Raw genomic sequence first — 15,073 nt, 5'->3', positions numbered from 1 at the left:
AGCATCACGCCAGTTCCTCGTCCGCATCGCTGATGCGGGTTTCCACCCTGGTACGGCGGCGCACCAGGCGGTCGAACAACAGGTAGATCACCGGCGTGGTGAAGATGGTCAGCAACTGCGACAGCAGCAGGCCGCCCACCATGGTGATACCAAGGGGCTGGCGCAATTCCGCCCCGGCGCCCGTCGCGAACATCAATGGCAAGGCGCCGAACAATGCAGCCATCGTCGTCATCAGGATCGGGCGGAAACGCAGCAGGCTGGCCTGGTAGATCGCGTCCACCGGCTTGAGCCCCTGCTCGCGCTCCGCAGCGAGGGCGAAGTCGATCATCATGATGGCGTTTTTCTTGACGATGCCGATCAGCAGGATGATGCCGATGATCGCCACCATGCCGATCTCCTGCCCGTGCACCCACAAGGCCAGCAAGGCCCCGACCGTTGCGGAAGGCAAGGTGGACAGGATGGTGACAGGGTGGATGAAGCTCTCGTAGAGTATCCCCAGCACGATATACATGCACACCAGCGCTGCCAGGATCAGGAACAGGGTATTGGACAGAGATGCCTCGAACGCCAATGCGGCGCCCTGGAAACGGGTCTGTACGCTGCCCGGCAATTGCAGCTCGGCAACCGCCTCGCGGATGGCACTCACCGCATCCCCGAGCGCGACGCGGTCCGCCAGGTTGAAAGACACGGTAGCTGCCGGGAACTGGCTGATATGGTTGATGGTAAGCAGGGTATTGCGTTCCTCCACCCGCACCAGCGCATTGAGCGGCACCTGGGTGGTCACGGTATTGCCCGCGCTATCCGTGCTGCTGCCCGGCACATAGAGATTGGCGAGCGCTTCGGGACCGCTGCGGAAGTTTGGCGGCACTTCCATCACCACGCGGTATTGACTGGCCTGGGTATAGATGGTGGAAATCAGGCGCTGGCCGAAGGCGTTGTACAGCACCGCATTGATATTGGAAACGGTCACGCCGAGCCGGGTGGCATTGTCGCGGTCTATCACCAGATAGGCCTGCAGGCCCTTGTCCTGGAGGTCGCTCGCGACGTCGGTGATCTGCGGCAACTGGCGCAGCTTCTCCATCACGCGCGGCATCGCCGACTGCAATACGGCAATGTCAGGATCGGTAAGCAGGAAGCGGTACTGCGTGCGGCTGGTCTTGTCCTCTATGGTCAAGTCCTGCACCGGCTGCAGGTAGAGCTTGAAATCGGGGATGTCCGCCGTGGCCTGTTTGAGGCGGGCGATCACTTCGCTGGCATTGACGTCCCGATCCGCATGCGGCTTGAGGTTGATCAGCACACGCCCGGTATTGAGCGCCTCATTGGTGCCGTCCACCCCGATATAGGAAGATACGCTTTCCACCGCAGGGTCGCGCTTGATCACGCGCGCAAGGTGCTCCTGCTTCTTCGCCATGGCGGCGAAGGACACCGACTGCGGCGCCTCGCTGATGCCCTGGATCAGCCCGGTATCCTGGGTTGGGAAGAACCCCTTGGGCAGATAGAGGTAGAGCAAGACGGTGATGAGCAGCGTCACCAATGCCGCCAGCAACGTTAGCAGCTTGTGCGCCAGCACCCATTTCAATGCGCGGCCATAGCGGTCGATCACGCCCTGCATCATGCGCGCGCCGGCCAGGGAGAACCGGCCTTTCTCTGTATCAGGCACATGCTTGAGCCACAATGAGCACAGCATGGGGGTCAACGTCAGGGAGATCAGCATCGACACCAGGATGGCGATCGCCAGGGTCAATGCAAACTCGCGGAACAAGCGCCCCGCGATGTCGCTCATGAACAGGAGCGGAATCAACACCGCGACCAGCGAAATCGTCAACGAAATAATGGTGAAGCTGATCTGCTTGGAACCCTTCAATGCCGCCTGCAGTGGATTGTCGCCCTGCTCGATGTAGCGCTCGATGTTCTCCAGCATCACGATGGCGTCATCGATGACGAAGCCGGTGGCGATCGTCAAGGCCATCAAGGTGAGGTTGTTGAGTGAGAAGCCGGAGAGGTACATGACGCCGAAGGTGCCGATCAGCGACAAGGGCACGGCGATGGACGGGATCAGGGTCGCGCGGCCATCCTGCAGGAACAGGAAAGTCACCAGCACCACCAGCGCGATCGCGAGCAGCAGCTCGAACTGCGTATCCTTGACCGAGGCCTGGATGGTATGGCTGCGGTCGCTCAGGATGGAAACCTTCACATTCTCGGGCAGGCTTTCCTCCAGCTCCGGCAACAGCTCGCGCACGCGCTCGACCACGTCAATCACATTGGCGCCCGGCTGGCGCTGGATATTGACGATCACGGCCGGCTTGTCGTCCGCCCAGGCGGCAAGGTATTCGTTCTCGGCGCCGTCGTAAGCCTGCGCTACGTCTTTGAGGCGTATCGGCGCACCGTTCTGGTAGCTCAGTATCAGGTTGCGGTACTCCTCCACGCTGCGCATCTGGTCATTGGCATCGATGGTGGTGGAACGGGTCGCCCCGTTGAAGCTGCCCTTGGAGCCATTGAGGTTGTTACTGGCAATCGCGGTACGGATGGATTCAAGACTGAGGCCGTACGAGGCCAATGCCGTGGAATTGGCGCTCACGCGCACGGCGGGGCGCTGCCCGCCGCTGATGCTCACCATGCCGACGCCGGAAATCTGCGCGATTTTCTGCGCCAGACGCGTATCGACCAGGTCCTGCACCTTGGGCATGGACAAGGCGTCCGACGTCACCGCCAAGGTCAGCACGGGCACATCCGCGGGGTTGACCTTGCTGTAGACCGGCTGGCTCGGCAAGTCGCTAGGCAACAGGTTGGAAGCGGTATTGATCGCCGCCTGCACGCCCTGCTCGGCAATGCCAAGGCTGGTGTTGAGATTGAAGCGCAGCGTGATCACCGAAGCGCCGCCCGCGCTGCTGGACGACATCTCGTCCAGGCCGGCTATCTTGCCGAGCTGGCTTTCCAACGGGGCCGTGATCATGGAGTTGATCACCTCCGGGCTCGCGCCCGGATACAGCGTCTTGACCTGTATCGTCGGATACTCCACCTCCGGCAGCGAGGCGACAGGCAGCAGCCGGTAGGCCAGGATGCCGGAGATCAGCAAGGCCAGCATCAGCAGCGTAGTCGCGACCGGCCTTTCGATGAAAATCCGGGAGGGATTCATGAACGCGGGCCCTGGGCACCTGCCCTGTTCTGGTTGTCTCCGCCGGCTTGCCCAGGCTGGCCACCCTGCCATTGGCCTCGCCTGCGCTCGCCAGGGGCGCCTGCCGCAGGCTGGGCGTCATCCTCGCCGGCAACGCGCACCACCATGCCGTCCGACAGCCGGTCCACGCCGTCGATGACGATGCGCTGCCCGGCATTCAGCCCTTGGCGTATTTCCACCTGCTCGGCCTGGCTGATGCCGACGGTGACACGCTGCTTGGCTACCTTTTTCTCGGCATCGATCGTATAAACGTAGGTCCCTTGGTCGTCGCGCTGCAAGGCACCGCTTGGGATCAGCAGCGCATTGGTCACTTCCGCGGCATGCAGGCGCACATTGACGAACTGGTTGGGGTACAGGCTGTCGTCGTCGTTATCGAACCACGCACGCAACTTGAACGTACCTGTGGTGACGTCGATCTGGTTATCGATGCTCGCCACCTTGCCCTTGGCGATGCGCACCTGGCGCTGGCGATCCAGCGCCTCGACCACCAGCTTGTCGGGGTTCTGCTTCAACTGTCGCCTCACCGTGGAAAGCTGCTGTTCGGGCAGGCTGAACACCACGCTGATCGGACGCGTCTGCGCCAGCACTGTGATCGGGGTGGTGGCGTTAACGGTGACTTGGTTGCCGACATCGACTTGGCGCAGGCCGATGCGCCCGCTGATGGGCGCCCGTACCTTGGTGAAGTCGAGGTTCAGCTTGGCTGCCTCTAACTGTCCCAGCGCATTGTCCAGGTTGCCTTGATACTGGCGCACGAGCGCCGCCTGCGTATCCAACGTCTGGATCGCGATCGAGTCCTCGTCCTTCAACTCCTGGTAACGAGCCAGGTCTATCTCGGCATTCTTGAGCTGGGCGCGATACTGACTGACGATGCCCTCGGCCTGCTTGAGCGCGGCCTCATACGGACGGGCGTCTATCTCGGCCAGCACGTCGCCCTGCTTGACCTCCTGGCCCTCGGTGAACAATATCCGGCTCAACTGCCCTTCCACGCGCGCAGTAACATTCACGGTATTGAGCGAAGTCACCGTGCCCACCGCATCCAGCTGCACGGAAAGCGGCGCTTGCGCCACCTCGCCGACGCTCACCAGCATGCTCTCCCCGAACATGCCGCGCCGACCACCGCCGGGAAAACCGCCGCCAGGCCGCGGACCGCCTGCCCCGGGGCCGCCCGGCGGCATACCTTGCCCCATCCTTGGAGGTCCCTGGTTGCTGGAAGAGGACAAGGGCACATATTTCCACAATGCATACGCAACAGCAGCCAATACGATAGACAAGATTAACCAGGGACGCAGGGTTTTCAATAATGGGCTGGACATAGGAATTTAAGACATAAATTGGAAAATGGAAGCAGTCTGGCGATACCTTAACCGCCACGATCAAGCTGTATTCTTGCGCATAATATTATTTGCCCGTTTCGCTTGCCGCAAACTAATTTACACAACCCTACATACCGGTCGCTTTACTTTTGCGGCAGCTTACAAAGCCTTACAATCCCGATTGCAGGACTGCCTGGGCGTGGCGTGCTGCCAGCCACTCCTCATTGGTCAGGGCGACCAGCACCGGTATGGCGCTTGCGGCAGAGGAAACTACCGTGGCATGCGACTGGTTGGCCGCAGCATCGAGCTGCACGCCCAGGAACGCCAGCCCCTGCGCCACGCGCTCGCGGATTGCCGCATTGTGCTCGCCTATCCCGGCCGTGAACACCAGCATATCCAGCCCGCCCAGCGCAGCTGTCATTGACCCGATCTCGCGCACGATGCGCCGCACATACACTTCCAGCGCCAGCCGCGCGCGCGGCTCCGCTGCCTCGCATTGCAGGAGGATGCGCGGATCGGAAGCGATGCCGGACACGCCCAGCAACCCTGACTCGTGATACAGCATCTCCCCTACCCTAGCAGGCGTGAGATGTTCCACCTCCATCATATGCAGCAGCACGCCGGGGTCGAGCGCGCCGCAGCGCGTGCCCATCATCAGGCCGTCCAGCGCGGAAAAACTCATGGTGGTCGCCACGCTCTGCAGGTTCTGCATGCCGCACAGGCTGGCGCCGCTGCCCAGGTGCGCGACGATCACCCGCCCGCTGGCCCGGTCTCCAGCCAATTCGGGCAGGTGCACAGCCATGTATTCGTAGGACAGGCCATGGAAACCATAGCGCCTTATGCCGCGTTCGAACGCCGCATAAGGCAACGGCAGCACTTGCTCGACCTCGGGCAGCGTATGGTGGAAGGCGGTATCGAAACAGGCGACCTGCGGCAGGCCGGGGGCGGTTTCCAGCAGCCGCTCTATCGCCTCTAGCGCAAAAGGCTGGTGCAGCGGGGCGAGGGGAATGTAGCTGCGCAGGTCGCGCAAGACTTCCTCATCCACACGCACCGGCTTGAAATACCGGCTGCCGCCATGCACGACGCGGTGCGCTATCGCCGCCAGCTTGTCGCCGTGCAGTTGCGCCTGCATGCGGTCGATGATGTAGCGCAATGCCTCGGAATAGGGATGCTCGCTGCCGAGCTCAACCTGGTGGGGCTTGGTCAGGCTGTCCCCATAGCTGGGATTGGGGCCGAGAATACCGTCCACCTTACCGTTCCAGCGCGGCTTGCGCGGAATCTCGGCATGGCCGATGTCGAACAGGCCGAACTTGATGCTGGAGGAACCACAGTTCAACACCAACACCAGCTTGCTCATGGCGGATTCCCCCGGTAATGCTGTGCGAGGATGGCGGCGACCGCGCAGGATGCCAGCCGGCTCAGCTTGGGATCGGCCCGGCTGGTGAGGACGATCGGCACTTTCGCGCCGACGACGATGCCGGCGCTATGCGCATTGCCAAGATACTCGAGCTGCTTGGCAAGCATGTTGCCGCTTTCCAAATCCGGCGCCACCAGGATGTCGGCCGCGCCTGCCACCTCGGAATGGATGCCCTTGATCTGCGCAGCTTCGGAAGAAATGGCGTTATCGAACGCCAGCGGCCCGTCGAGTACGCCGCCGCTGATCTGCCCGCGATCCGCCATCTTGCAGAGGATGGCCGCATCCATCGTCGCCTGCATGTGCGGGGAAACCGTCTCCACCGCCGCCAGCAAGGCGACCTTGGGAGACTCGACGCCGAGCACCCTGGCAAGGTCGATGGCATTCTGCACGATGTCCGCCTTGGCCAAGAGATCGGGCGCAATATTGATCGCCGCATCCGTGATGATGAACGCGCGCGGATAGGTCGGCACCTGCATGAGGAAACAATGCGACACCCGGCGCTTGGTGCGCAACCCCGCGCTGGAAGGCAGGATGGCGGACATCAGCTCGTCGGTATGCAGGCTGCCCTTCATGAGCGCCTGCACCTCTCCCGCAGCCGCCAGCTCCGCCCCTTTTGCCGCAGCCGCATGGCTATGCGGCACATCCTCGATCTCGACATCGCCCAGCACCAGCCCCTCCTGCTGCGCCACCGACTCCAGCTTGCTGCGCGGAGCGATCAGCACAGGCGCTATCAGCCCCAGCGCTTTCGCTTCCAGTGCCGCTGCCAGGCTGACGGCATCACAAGGATGCACCACGCCCGTACGCACAGCGGGCAAGCCTTGTGCGTAGCGGATAAGGCCCTGCAACAAATCCTGGGATTGGCCTGGACGGGCCAGGGGTAAGGCTGGTGACATCGGCTGCTCCTTTATTATCGATGCATGTGACTGACTGCCTCCGGCAGTATCCCGCTGTTGCAGACAATCATTGGGCGTGCTGCCAACCTATCGAAGGAATCTCATTCCGTCAGTCACGGGATTCGTCCGCAAAGGCTTGGTTCAAGCCGGAGTCCAGGTACCCTTCTGGATGAATTCCACCTTGTATCCATCCGGGTCCTCGATAAAGGCGATCACCGTCGTGCCGTGCATCATGGGGCCGGCCTCGCGCACCACCTTGCCGCCCGCCTGCTTGACCGCCTCGCAGGCGGCATAGGCGTCGTCCACCTCGATGGCGATATGGCCGTAGGCATTGCCCTTGTCATAACTGCTGGTATCCCAGTTATAGGTCAGCTCGATCACCGCCTGGTCGCTTTCGCTGCCATAGCCGACGAAGGCCAGCGTGAACTTGCCATCGGGATACTCGTGACGGCGCAATAATTTCATGCCGAGCACATTGGTATAGAACGCCAGCGACTTCTCCAGGTCGCCGACCCGTAACATGGTATGCAATATGCGCACGGCGCTTTCCTCCATTGATCGATGATGAAAAACTCATTATAACCGCAATGAATTTTCACCTATTGCGGGTTAAAGAAATTGACTTGTCCCGCCATGCTCTCATACGATGCTGCGATCTTGATATAGTACGGTCTTGGAGCCGGCATCATGATCGGTGACGTTCTTTTTTCAGCCGCAGGGGCCATTCCCTAGGAGTTATCCAGCGCCATTGCCTTTCAGGTAGCCGAGTCCTTACATCTGCGAAGCGCACATGGTCTTCATGTGCTGATTCATTGTCTGGTCTTTGCAATATTCCTGATCCCGCTATTCTTTCTTACGGCTTTGCTGGTCACCTGTGGTTTGTCATGGTTGATGCCCTAAGGGAGCTCAACCTTTCAGTCAAGGAGAAATTTCGTGGAGTTCGTGACCTGTACCGAAGAAATACACGCCTCGGCCATCCTTTCGATACTCAACGAGGCCATTGCAAACTCCACCGCGCTATACGATTATAAGCCGCGCAGCCTTGAAAATATGTCGGAGTGGTTCAAGGCCAAGCAAGCGTCCAGCTTTCCCGTTATTGGCGCAATTTCACCGGATGGCGAGCTTCTTGGGTTTGCAAGCTACGGTACCTTTCGCGCTTGGCCTGCATACAAATACTCTATTGAGCATTCGGTTTATATCCGCCGAGATCATCGCGGCAAGGGCCTGGGACGAATCCTCATGGAGCGACTCATCGCAAAAGCCATGGAGCAGCAATACCACGTCATGATCGGAGGCATTGATGAAAGCAATGGCGCTAGCGTCATGCTCCATCGAAGGCTCGGGTTCAGCCACGCCGGCACCATTAAGCAAGCCGGCTTCAAATTCGGTCGCTGGCTTGATTTGGCGTTCTACCAGCTTGTGCTGCAAACTCCGCATGCGCCAGTTGACGGGTAGCGATTCATTCAATATCCAATGCGCTTGAGGTTGGCGGAACAGAAAAGAAATGGTCAGCCAGTTGAGCCTGGATATTAGGCGGCAATGACATGGAGAGCGGGATGCGCCAAGACGAGATCAAGGCAATATTCGACCAGCAGGCTGCAGGCTACGACGCGCAATGGGTAAAGACCTTGCCTATCCGCAACTGCTTGCACTTGCTGCTGGACTCGTTGTTTGCCGGGCTGCCTGAAGACGCCCTCATCCTCTGTGTCGGCGTCGGCACAGGGGCGGAACTGGTTCATCTTGCCCAGAAGAACCCTCAGTGGCGGTTCACTGCGGTAGAGCCTTCCGGCCCCATGCTGGACGTGTGCAGGCAACGGGCGGAACAGGAGGGAGTCGCGTCCCGTTGCCATTTCCACAAAGGCTATCTGGATTCGCTTGCGGACACCGGGCTATATGACGCAGCCACTTGTTTCTTGGTCTCGCAATTCATTCTCGATCAAACCGCGCGCTCCGGGTTCTTTCGAGAGATATCACGCAAACTCAAGCCGGGAGGGATGCTGGCAAGCTCCGACCTGGCTTCGGATGTGGAGTCGCCCGAATATGAGGTCTTGCTGCGTGCGTGGATGAACATGATGGCGGCGGCAGACATTTCGCCTGAGGGAATGGAGCGCATGCGCCAAGCCTATGCCAATGATGTCGGAGTGCTTGCGCCGGGCAGGATTGCGTCAATGATCGAGTCAGGAGGCTTCGAGACTCCAGTGCAATTCTTCCAGGCAGGATTGATTCATGCATGGGCCTCGACGCGCGCCCCCGGCGATGCCGCCTGAGGGTTCATGCGTGCAAGCCAATCCTGGTATAGCTCCTCCTCCCCTCTCAGCTTCCCCGGTTCGTCCCGGTAGCCCGCATGGCCTTCGACCACATGAAACTGCCAGCGTTTTTCGAGCGCTTGGCGTTCAGGGGTATTGCGGAATTCCCGGATGAACCGGTTGATCTCGCGCAACAAGGTATAGCTGGATGGGTCATCTGCCACCGCCGCCACGTAGTACCAGGGACTGGCCGCAAGATTGCCTTGCAACAGCTCGATACGGCCATGCCAAGGACTGTCTTGCCCGTTGCAGGCCCAGGCGAATATGGGTTGATCGACGGCAAAGGCATCAACCCTGCCGCTGGCCAGCGCATCGTGAATGATGGATTGGTCGGTATAGCCGATGAGGTTGGCCAGCCTGACGGCGCCACGCTCGGCCTTGCCGTGCTTGCTCCAGCGCAAGCCTGCCGCCTCCAGGGTGGCAAATGCCGCCGGGTCGTTGATGCAGCCCAGCACCTTTCCTTCCAGACTGGACAACCCGCCGATGCGCTGGTCGCCCTTGCGCCTGGCGAGCATGTAATGCAGGTAGGTATAGGCCTCGGAATATGCCACCTGGTGGTAGCTGGCACTCGGCGGCAGCGCGCTCCAGACGACATCGGCCTCCGGTTCGCCACGCTCGCGCCCGATATGCAGCAACTCCACGCACTGGTCCCAGGGGTGCTCGATAAATTCGACCTCGACGCCTATCGCGCGGGCAAAGGCCGTGGCATATTCCACATCCAGCCCGCGCAAGGGTTCCCCAGGCCGCAGGCGGAACGACAATCCCTTGAAGGCAGGCTCTATCGCCACCCGCAACACGCCTCGCGACTGGATATCCGCCAGGCGGTCGTAGCCTGGCGGCTTGTAGCCGCCATCAGCGCGCAACAACGAGGACAGCGCATCGCCCAATTGCAGGTCAGGGCAGGTTTCCAGCCCTGCAAGGTCAGTGGCGAGCTGCTGCGCCCAGCCGACTTTCCGGCGTTGTGCCGCATAGCTGCCGCAATCCAGTTGATGCATGGTCTCGATGACATTGCCGTGCTCCAGCAAGGTCTGCATGGAAGCGCTGATCTCGCGGAAGGCTTGTTGCACGGTGCCAAAAGCCTGCGCCGTATCCCTGTCTACCCGCTCCACGTTGTCTCGGCTGGAATGGCCGAAGCCGATCAATTGCTGTTGGAAATCGCTGAAATCCAGCATCAGCGAGACTTCATTGGAATTGCTGACAGTATGCCGCGCCAGTTCACGCACATGTTCCGCCACCACGCTGAAACTGCGCCCGGCCTCGCCTGCATGCGCAGCCTGGATCGCGGCATTGATCGCGATCAGCTCCAGCTCGCGCCCGATACGCTCCAGCCCCTGCACCACCTCGTTGACGCGCGACAACTTGCTGGCCAGGGCCTGCTCCAGCCCCAGCAAGCCCTGGGAAATTTCGCTGCTGGCTAGGGAAAAATCCTCCTGCGACTTGCTGCGCAAGGCTTCGGCCTCTTCCAGGCTATGCTGCATGCGGGCAGTGGTTTGCCCGACTTCCGCCGTCATTGCACCAAGTCGGCTCTCCACCTCGGTAAAACGCGCCGACTGGGTGCTTTCGGTATTCAGCAATTGCCGCATCAAATGCCCGAGGCGCAAGGCCAATGCAGTCAGATGCCGGCTCGCCTGGCCCGCCCCCACTGCTGGCGGCGGCGGTTGCAAACCCTCGCCCTGTGCGGGTTCTGACAAGGCCGGGCATATCCAGGCCAGCAAGGAAGTAATCAGTTTCATGGTAGAAGAACAGCCTGGCGAAGAGGCTGCATGGGAAACGATAGACATCCGAGACAGGCAAAAAATATGCCTGGAAGGAAACTATCTTTACCAGGATGAAAAGTACGGCTTGGTTACAGGCAAGCTCAAGCCTGCTTCACCAGCATGATCCGCAGGTATTTCTGGTGTAGTTGCTCTTGAGTCTCCACACAGTCGGGATCGTGCGGGATGCAAGCCACAGGACAAACATCCTGGCACTGCGGGTTGTTGAAATGGCCTACGCACTCTGTACAGAGGCTGGGATTGATCTCGTAGATTTCCTCGCCCTGGTAGATTGCGCCGTTCGGGCATTCCGGCTCGCAAACGTCGCAATTGATGCATTCATCGGTGATCATCAGCGCCATGGCGGACTCCCTGCCTCGCTCACGCCAGCTTGAGCGCAATGCGCTCCTGCACCAGCGGCGAGACGAACTGGCTGACATCGCCCTTGAGCTGGGCAATCTCGCGCACCAGGCTGGCGGAGACGAACATATACTGCTCGGCCGGGGTGAGGAAGATGGTTTCCATCTCTGGGAAGAGCTGGCGGTTCATGCCGGCGAGTTGGAACTCGTACTCGAAATCCGATACCGCCCGCAACCCGCGCACCACGGCGCGCGCGCCCTGCTCGCGCACGAACTGCATCAACAGGCCGGAGAACCCCAGCACCTCCACATTGGGGCAATCGGACAAGACGCTGGAAGCCAGCTCCACGCGCTCGTCCAGCGTAAACATGGGATGCTTGCCCGGGCTCCTGGCGACCGCCACAATCACATGGTCAAACAACCCGGCGGCGCGGCGCACGATGTCCTCGTGGCCGCGGGTAATCGGGTCGAAGGTGCCTGGGTAGACGACTTTCAGTTGGCTCAAATGCACAATCCTTGCAAGGCGAAGCAGGCAAGCTGCCTGTCAATCGGTTGATCTGTCTGCCAATTTTAACAGGTGATAGAAAACATTGCCCGCCTTGCCATGCTTGACGACCTGCCACGGCGGCTCGTCATCGAGGGCGAACTCGGCCTCCGCATAGACCACGCCGTCCTCAGCCAGGTGGCTTGGCAGATGGGGCAGAAGCTTGGGCAGCCAACCCTGCTGGTAGGGCGGGTCAAGGAAGATCACGTCGAAGCGTTCGCGGTTCTGCGCCAGGAACTGTACGGCATCCTGCTGCAATATGCGTGCGGCGCCTGCCTTGAGCAGGGACTGGTTCTGCTGCAAAGATTTCGCAGCAGGCGCGGATTTCTCCACCAGCACCACGGCGCTGGCGCCGCGCGACAATGCCTCGAACCCCATCGCGCCGGTGCCGGCAAACAGGTCGAGGCAACGCCGCCCATGCATGTCCTGGCCCAGCCAATTGAAGACGGTCTGGCGCACGCGATCGGGCGTGGGCCGCAAGCCCGGCGCATCCGGGAAGCTCAATAGGCGGCTGCGCCATTCGCCGCCGCTGATGCGTACGCGGTTACTTGCCGCCACTCTCGGTGCCGCCTACCACCACTGTCACCAGTTTGTCGGGGTCGATGCGGCGGCTGAACGCATCCTTGACTTGGGCTGCCGTCACCGCTTCCACCTTGGCGTTGAATTCATCCAGGTAATTCAATGGCAGCTTGTAGAAACCAATCACGGCCAGGTAGTCGAGGATTTTGCTGTTGCTGTCGATACGCAACGGGAACCCGCCGATGATGTTCTGCTTGGCGGCCTTGAGCTCCGCCTCGGTCACGCCCTTGCTGATGAACTTTGCCAGGGTTTCGCGCACCAGTTTGAGCGCACCCTCGGCCTGATCGCGCTTGGTCTGCAGGCCGATCTGGAACTGCCCGAGCTGCTGCATCGGCATGAAATAGCTGTAGACGCTGTACACCAACCCGCGCTTCTCGCGCACCTCCTCGGTCAAGCGCGAAACGAAACCGCCGCCGCCCAGGATGTAGTTGCCGACATAGAGGGCGAAATAATCAGGGTCGCCGCGCTTGTTGCCAGGATAGCCCAGCATAATGTGGGACTGGCTCGCCGGGTGCGCGATACGGCGCTCCACCGCCGCTTGCGGGTAAGCCACCTCGGGCAGGGCTGCGGCAGCGGGGCCGTCCGGCAAGCCCGAGGAAATGCGCTCGGCGATCGCACGCGCCTGCTCCGGCGTCATGTCGCCCATCAAGGCGATCACGGCGTTTTTCGCGCCGTAGTACTGGCGGTGGAACTGTTGCAGGTCCGCCTGGGTAAGCGCATTCACCGACTCCGGCTCGCCGTCTTCTTCCACGGCATAGGGATGGTTGCCGTACAAGGCCTTGAGGAAGGTGCGGTTGGCAATGCTCGCAGGCTGGGTGGCAGCTTCCTTGAGGCCGGCAATGATCCGGGCTTTTTCACGCTTGAGCGTTGCCTCGGGGAAATCCGGCTGATGCAGGATTTTCGTATAGATATCCAGCGCCGCCTTTTGCTCGCGCTCGCTGCTCAGGGTGCGCAGCTTGAGCGCCGCCCTGTCCGCATCAAGTTCTCCGCCGAGTATCGCGCCGACATCGGCCATGCCGTTGGAAATCTGCTGGTCGGTCAGGCCGCCGGCCCCCAAGGTCATGAGATAGCGGGTAATGCCCGCCAGGCCCGGCTTGCCGCCGTCGCGGGCGCTGCCTGCGGCAAAATTGGTGCTGATGTCGATGATAGGCAGGTCATGGTTCTCGACGAAATAGACCGCGCTGCCGTTGCCGGTCTGCCAGTGCTGAATGTTGAGGGCGGCCTGTGCATGGAGGGCGGACAGCAGCCCGGCTGCAATGACGAGCGCCTGCTGCGCACGCCGGACAAAAGAGAGATTAATGCGCATGTGGCTTGCCTTTTGGTTTTGCATTGGGGTCAATCGGTTGTGGGTCCAGGGTCGCAACCGTCATGCTGTCCCTGACCAGGTACTTGCGGGCGACATCCTGCACCTGCTGCGGCGTCACCGCCTTCAGCTTGGCAGGGTAGCTTTTCAGCGTGCGCCATGAGAAACCGGTGGTTTCCAGGCGGCCGATCTGCATGGCCTGGTAGAACACGGAATCGCGCTGGTATACGTCCGCCGCAATCACCTGCGCCTTGACGCGTTGCAGCTCCTCGTCGGTCACCCCTTCCTGCTTGATGCGTTCCACTTCGTTCAGCAGGGCAGCCTCCAGCTCGGCCACGGTCTTGCCTTCGCTGGGCGTGCCTTCCAGTTCGAACAGCCCGACCTGCCCGCGCTGGATCAGGTCATAACCGGCGCCCACGTCCACTGCCAGCTGCTGCTGGCGCACCAGGTTCTGGTTGAGCCGTGCCGAGGCGTTGCCATCCAGCACGCCGGCGAGGATTTCAAGCGCGTACGGTTCCCAGTCCTTGTCCGCATCCTGCAATACCGGCACATGGAAGCCCAGGCGCACGTAAGGCAGTTCGGCAGGCACCTTCACCACGGTACGGCGCTCGCCGATCTGCTGAGGCTCGAGCTGCGGCTTGCGCGCGGGCAATGCATGCGGCTTGATGGCGCCAAAATGCTGCTTGGCCAGCTTGAGCACGCCCTGCGGATCGACATCGCCCACCACGACCAGGATGGCGTTGCTCGGCGTGTACCAAGTCTGGTACCACTCGCGGGCATCCTCCACGGTCATGTTCTCGAGGTCGTTCATCCAGCCGACGATGGGGCGGCCGTAAGGATGGGCCTGGTAGGCGACCGCATTGAACTGTTCGTTGAGCATGCCTTGCGGCTTGTCATCGGTACGCCAGCGGCGCTCCTCCATCACCACCTTGATTTCCTTGGAGAATTCTTCCTTGGTCAGCTGGAGGTTGGCCATGCGGTCGGCTTCCAGCTTGATCGCCAACGGCAATTGCGATTTTTCCAGCTGCTGGTAATAGGCGGTGTAGTCGGTGCCGGTGAAGGCGTTCTCGCGCCCGCCTGCAGCGGCGATCAATCGCGAGAACTGTCCTGGCGGCACGGCCTTGGTGCCCTTGAACATCATGTGCTCCAGCACGTGCGCGACGCCGGTCTTGCCGTTGACTTCGTCCACGCTGCCGGCACGGTACCAAACTTGCGACACCACCACCGGCGCCCGGTGGTCCTCCTGCACGATCACCCGCATGCCGTTGTCGAGCTTGAACTCGTGCGTATCTGCTGCCTGGGCTGCGATCGGCATCAACGCCAGCGCGAGCCACATTCCTCGAATAAACACCTTGCGATTCTCCTTTAGCCGCATTATTCATGCATTATAGCGGTAGTGCCCGATTGCCTGCACCAATGCGCTTGCCTGG

Annotated in this window: 14 protein-coding genes; 3 read left to right on the top strand and 11 right to left on the bottom strand. The window is 61.0% G+C overall.

Going from position 1 to position 15,073, the window contains the following annotated elements; genetic code table 11:
• Positions 1 to 4 precede the first annotated feature (4 nt).
• The 5 genes from ACKF11_RS02385 to gloA form a co-directional block, all read right to left on the bottom strand.
• Positions 5 to 3,136, bottom strand: a complete 3,132-nt coding sequence (locus tag ACKF11_RS02385) for an MdtB/MuxB family multidrug efflux RND transporter permease subunit (protein WP_407995823.1) — start codon at positions 3,134 to 3,136, stop codon at positions 5 to 7.
• A complete protein-coding gene (locus tag ACKF11_RS02380; RefSeq protein ID WP_407995822.1) occupies positions 3,133 to 4,488 on the bottom strand; it encodes an MdtA/MuxA family multidrug efflux RND transporter periplasmic adaptor subunit in 1,356 nt (451 codons plus the stop codon). Before ACKF11_RS02380 ends, ACKF11_RS02385 begins: the two co-directional genes overlap by 4 nt.
• Before the next feature lie 169 nt (positions 4,489 to 4,657).
• The gene (locus ACKF11_RS02375; RefSeq protein WP_407995821.1) at positions 4,658 to 5,845 is read right to left on the bottom strand and encodes an acetate/propionate family kinase; all 1,188 of its coding nucleotides are present in this window, start codon (positions 5,843 to 5,845) and stop codon (positions 4,658 to 4,660) included.
• Positions 5,842 to 6,798, bottom strand: coding sequence for a bifunctional enoyl-CoA hydratase/phosphate acetyltransferase (locus ACKF11_RS02370; RefSeq protein ID WP_407995820.1), 957 nt, complete (start codon positions 6,796 to 6,798; stop codon positions 5,842 to 5,844). Before ACKF11_RS02370 ends, ACKF11_RS02375 begins: the two co-directional genes overlap by 4 nt.
• 141 nt (positions 6,799 to 6,939) lie before the next feature.
• Positions 6,940 to 7,338 (bottom strand): lactoylglutathione lyase, encoded by a 399-nt coding sequence (gene gloA, locus ACKF11_RS02365; protein ID WP_309564679.1) that lies wholly within the window; start codon positions 7,336 to 7,338, stop codon positions 6,940 to 6,942.
• 393 nt (positions 7,339 to 7,731) lie between these two features.
• On the opposite strand from gloA, the gene ACKF11_RS02360 reads away from it, so the two are divergent.
• Together ACKF11_RS02360 and ACKF11_RS02355 are read left to right on the top strand one after the other, a co-directional pair.
• A complete protein-coding gene (locus tag ACKF11_RS02360) occupies positions 7,732 to 8,253 on the top strand; it encodes a GNAT family N-acetyltransferase (RefSeq protein ID WP_407995819.1) in 522 nt (173 codons plus the stop codon).
• 101 nt (positions 8,254 to 8,354) lie between these two features.
• Positions 8,355 to 9,065 carry a class I SAM-dependent methyltransferase gene (locus ACKF11_RS02355; protein WP_407995818.1) on the top strand — a complete coding sequence of 237 codons (711 nt, stop codon included), beginning with the start codon at positions 8,355 to 8,357 and terminating at the stop codon, positions 9,063 to 9,065.
• Here the strand turns inward: ACKF11_RS02355 and ACKF11_RS02350 are convergent.
• On the bottom strand, positions 9,023 to 10,837 hold the full coding sequence (locus ACKF11_RS02350; protein ID WP_407995817.1) for a methyl-accepting chemotaxis protein: 1,815 nt from the start codon (positions 10,835 to 10,837) through the stop codon (positions 9,023 to 9,025). The two genes, ACKF11_RS02355 and ACKF11_RS02350, sit on opposite strands and share 43 nt — an antisense overlap.
• On the opposite strand from ACKF11_RS02350, the gene ACKF11_RS02345 reads away from it, so the two are divergent.
• Positions 10,836 to 10,985, top strand: coding sequence for a hypothetical protein (locus ACKF11_RS02345; protein WP_407995816.1), 150 nt, complete (start codon positions 10,836 to 10,838; stop codon positions 10,983 to 10,985). The two genes, ACKF11_RS02350 and ACKF11_RS02345, sit on opposite strands and share 2 nt — an antisense overlap.
• Here the strand turns inward: ACKF11_RS02345 and ACKF11_RS02340 are convergent.
• Genes ACKF11_RS02340 through ACKF11_RS02320 form a run of 5 tightly spaced genes read right to left on the bottom strand, consistent with a single transcriptional unit; the run spans position 10,963 to position 14,979 of the window.
• Positions 10,963 to 11,220, bottom strand: coding sequence for a YfhL family 4Fe-4S dicluster ferredoxin (locus ACKF11_RS02340; RefSeq protein WP_407995815.1), 258 nt, complete (start codon positions 11,218 to 11,220; stop codon positions 10,963 to 10,965). The genes ACKF11_RS02345 and ACKF11_RS02340 overlap by 23 nt on opposite strands.
• 19 nt (positions 11,221 to 11,239) lie before the next feature.
• Positions 11,240 to 11,722 (bottom strand): pantetheine-phosphate adenylyltransferase, encoded by a 483-nt coding sequence (gene coaD, locus ACKF11_RS02335; protein ID WP_407995814.1) that lies wholly within the window; start codon positions 11,720 to 11,722, stop codon positions 11,240 to 11,242.
• A 39-nt stretch (positions 11,723 to 11,761) separates the two neighbouring features.
• Positions 11,762 to 12,319, bottom strand: a complete 558-nt coding sequence (gene rsmD, locus ACKF11_RS02330) for a 16S rRNA (guanine(966)-N(2))-methyltransferase RsmD (protein WP_407995813.1) — start codon at positions 12,317 to 12,319, stop codon at positions 11,762 to 11,764.
• Positions 12,306 to 13,646, bottom strand: coding sequence for a M16 family metallopeptidase (locus ACKF11_RS02325; protein ID WP_407995812.1), 1,341 nt, complete (start codon positions 13,644 to 13,646; stop codon positions 12,306 to 12,308). Before ACKF11_RS02325 ends, rsmD begins: the two co-directional genes overlap by 14 nt.
• Positions 13,636 to 14,979, bottom strand: coding sequence for a M16 family metallopeptidase (locus ACKF11_RS02320; protein WP_407996029.1), 1,344 nt, complete (start codon positions 14,977 to 14,979; stop codon positions 13,636 to 13,638). The genes ACKF11_RS02325 and ACKF11_RS02320 overlap by 11 nt, the downstream gene beginning before the upstream one ends.
• Positions 14,980 to 15,073 lie beyond the last annotated feature (94 nt).

Origin of the sequence: Methylobacillus draconifructus, from assembly GCF_045984385.1 — a bacterium.
In the GTDB taxonomy this organism is placed as follows: domain Bacteria; phylum Pseudomonadota; class Gammaproteobacteria; order Burkholderiales; family Methylophilaceae; genus Methylobacillus; species Methylobacillus flagellatus_A.
The sequence above is the reverse complement of the archived record's forward strand: the minus strand, read 5'-3'. Positions and strand labels throughout refer to the sequence as shown.

What these genes read in the sequence shown, in the direction of transcription:
- ACKF11_RS02385 (WP_407995823.1), bottom strand. Translation starts at nt 3,136, where the DNA reads ATGAATCCCTCCCGGATTTTCATCGAAAGGCCGGTCGCGACTACGCTG.
- ACKF11_RS02380 (WP_407995822.1), bottom strand. Translation starts at nt 4,488, where the DNA reads ATGTCCAGCCCATTATTGAAAACCCTGCGTCCCTGGTTAATCTTGTCT.
- ACKF11_RS02375 (WP_407995821.1), bottom strand. Translation starts at nt 5,845, where the DNA reads ATGAGCAAGCTGGTGTTGGTGTTGAACTGTGGTTCCTCCAGCATCAAG.
- ACKF11_RS02370 (WP_407995820.1), bottom strand. Translation starts at nt 6,798, where the DNA reads ATGTCACCAGCCTTACCCCTGGCCCGTCCAGGCCAATCCCAGGATTTG.
- ACKF11_RS02355 (WP_407995818.1), top strand. Translation starts at nt 8,355, where the DNA reads ATGCGCCAAGACGAGATCAAGGCAATATTCGACCAGCAGGCTGCAGGC.
- ACKF11_RS02345 (WP_407995816.1), top strand. Translation starts at nt 10,836, where the DNA reads ATGGTAGAAGAACAGCCTGGCGAAGAGGCTGCATGGGAAACGATAGAC.
- ACKF11_RS02350 (WP_407995817.1), bottom strand. Translation starts at nt 10,837, where the DNA reads ATGAAACTGATTACTTCCTTGCTGGCCTGGATATGCCCGGCCTTGTCA.
- ACKF11_RS02340 (WP_407995815.1), bottom strand. Translation starts at nt 11,220, where the DNA reads ATGGCGCTGATGATCACCGATGAATGCATCAATTGCGACGTTTGCGAG.
- ACKF11_RS02325 (WP_407995812.1), bottom strand. Translation starts at nt 13,646, where the DNA reads ATGCGCATTAATCTCTCTTTTGTCCGGCGTGCGCAGCAGGCGCTCGTC.
- ACKF11_RS02320 (WP_407996029.1), bottom strand. Translation starts at nt 14,979, where the DNA reads ATGTGGCTCGCGCTGGCGTTGATGCCGATCGCAGCCCAGGCAGCAGAT.